Source organism: Cryobacterium sp. MLB-32, assembly GCF_000738085.1.
In the GTDB taxonomy this organism is placed as follows: domain Bacteria; phylum Actinomycetota; class Actinomycetes; order Actinomycetales; family Microbacteriaceae; genus Cryobacterium.
Map to the genome: position 1 here is coordinate 1 of NZ_JPRS01000237.1, position 2,077 is coordinate 2,077.

The following is a 2,077-nucleotide window of genomic DNA, read 5'->3' on the forward strand; positions in this document are numbered from 1 at the left end:
GGGTGCGTTTGTTTCACGTGAAACCGCGGGGTGCGTTGGAGGGGCGGAGTGCGCTCGGGCCAACATAGTAAGAGCCCCGCCGAGTTCATTCGGCGGGGCTCTTACTACGGGAGCGCGGGAGGGTCTAGGAGGCGTCGGCAATCGCCGCACGAGCGAGCGCGGTGTACACGTCGCCGAGGGTTTGGCCCGACGCTTCAATTGCCTGCGGAACCAACGATGTTTCGGTCAGCCCTGGCAGCACGTTGGCCTCCAGGAACCATGGTGTGCCGTCTGCGTCGACGATCAGGTCGATCCGAGAAATATGGCGAAGCCCCAGTAGCTCGTGAATGGCGACTGCGGTGGCGCTGACGCGGGCCGCGACATCCGTATCGATGCGAGCCGGCGTATAGAAGTCGGTCTCACCGGCGTTGTAACGCGCCTCAAAGCTATACACGCCGCTCACAGGCACGATTTCGACCGCCGGGAGCGCTACAGGGCCGTCCCCAGTGTCAATGACGGCCACGGCAAGCTCTGTGCCGTCGACCTGCGTCTCAACAAGGGCAACGTCGGCGTACGTGTAGGCGTCCACCATTGCTCGCGGCAGAGCCCCAGCGGTGGCGACAATCGTCACTCCTTGGGCTGACCCGCCCTGGGCGGGCTTGACAACCACGGGCGGGTTCAAAGCACCAAGCAGGTGTTCCAGCACGCTTGACGCGCCCAGGTCCCGGAACGTCTCCTTGGAGAGGGCGATTGATGCCGGGGTGTCATACCCGGCCCGGCGCACCAGCTCCTTGGCCACCGGCTTCGACCAAGCCAGTGCTGCTGCCTCGCCGCGCGCTCCGACGTAGGGAATACCCGTCGTGCCGAGCAGGGAACGCAACGCTCCGTCTTCGCCGGTGGCGCCGTGCAGTGCCGGCCAGATCACATCGGGGCGACGCGACGCGAGTTCCGCCAGCAGTCCGGCACCCGGGTCAAGCACGGTGACTCGGTGTCCCATATTCGTCAGCGCGTCCGCCACGCGACGCCCTGAGCGCATCGAAATGTCCCGTTCGTGGGAGATTCCCCCCGCGAGCACGACGATGTCGAGCATCGACTTCGCTGCGGTCGGAGCCACATCCGTTGATTTGGTTTCACTCATGATCAGGCCTTTTCCTTGATTGGGTGCTCAGGAGATGTTCGGGGCGCCGGCGGCGAAGCGCTCATTGTTCGGCGTCGGCTCAAGGGATCCGGTTCCAGCGAACGTGTCGAGCAGGTCGAGTTCACCGCGGATCACGGTGGCGAGCCGACGGATACCGACGCGGATATTCTCCGGCGTGGGGTAGCAGAACGAGAGACGCATGTTCTGGCGCCCGGTGCCGTCAGCGAAGAAGGCCGTACCAGGCGTATAGGCCACGAGCTCCTTCACGGCGCGGGGGAGCATGGCCTTGGAGTCGAGGCGCTCAGGGAGCGTCACCCACACGTAGAATCCACCGTTGGGGTTCGTCCACGTGAGTTCCGGCAGGTATTCCTGGAGGGCTGCCAGCATGGTGTCTTTTCTCTCGTGATAGACGTCGCGGAAGGTGTTGATCTGGCCCTTCCAATCGGCCGTCGCCAAGTACTCCGAGATGACCAGCTGGCTGAACGAGCTAGGGGAGAGGACGGCGGCCTCGTTGGCCAGGACGAGCTTTTCCCGGATGGCGTGCGGGGCGAGTGCCCAGCCGACGCGAAAGCCCGGGGCCAACGTCTTCGAGAAGGTACCCAGGTAGACGACGCCCTCCCGCTCGATCGAGCGCATCGCATCCGGTGCGGGTCGATCGAAGTACAGGAGACCGTAGGGATTGTCTTCGAGCACGAGGATGTTGTTCGATCGGCAGATCTCCAGAATCTCCAGACGACGGGCCCACGAGAGGGTGACGCCGGCGGGATTGTGAAAGCTGGGAATCGTGTAGAGAAACTTAATCGTGCGTCCAGCAGCCTTAAGGCGGGCGATGTGTTCCCGGAGGGCCTCCGGGATCATTCCGTCTTCATCCATCGGCACGTGGTCGACATCAGCCTGGTACGAACGGAAGATGACCATGGCGGTGACGTAGCTGGGACCCTCGGACAGCACGACGTCACC

At 63.9% G+C, this 2,077-nt stretch carries 2 protein-coding genes; both read right to left on the reverse strand.

Features of this window, described 5'->3' with window-relative positions; translation table 11 throughout:
• Window positions 1-124: 124 nt before the first annotated feature.
• Window positions 125-1,117 (reverse strand): D-alanine--D-alanine ligase, encoded by a 993-nt coding sequence (locus JF66_RS16770; protein ID WP_231556476.1) that lies wholly within the window; start codon window positions 1,115-1,117, stop codon window positions 125-127.
• A gap of 27 nt (window positions 1,118-1,144) precedes the next feature.
• A partial coding sequence (locus JF66_RS16775; protein ID WP_051973676.1) for a PLP-dependent aminotransferase family protein occupies window positions 1,145-2,077 on the reverse strand: 933 nt, incomplete at its 5' end.

What these genes read in the sequence shown, in the direction of transcription:
- JF66_RS16770 (WP_231556476.1), bottom strand. Translation starts at nt 1,117, where the DNA reads ATGAGTGAAACCAAATCAACGGATGTGGCTCCGACCGCAGCGAAGTCG.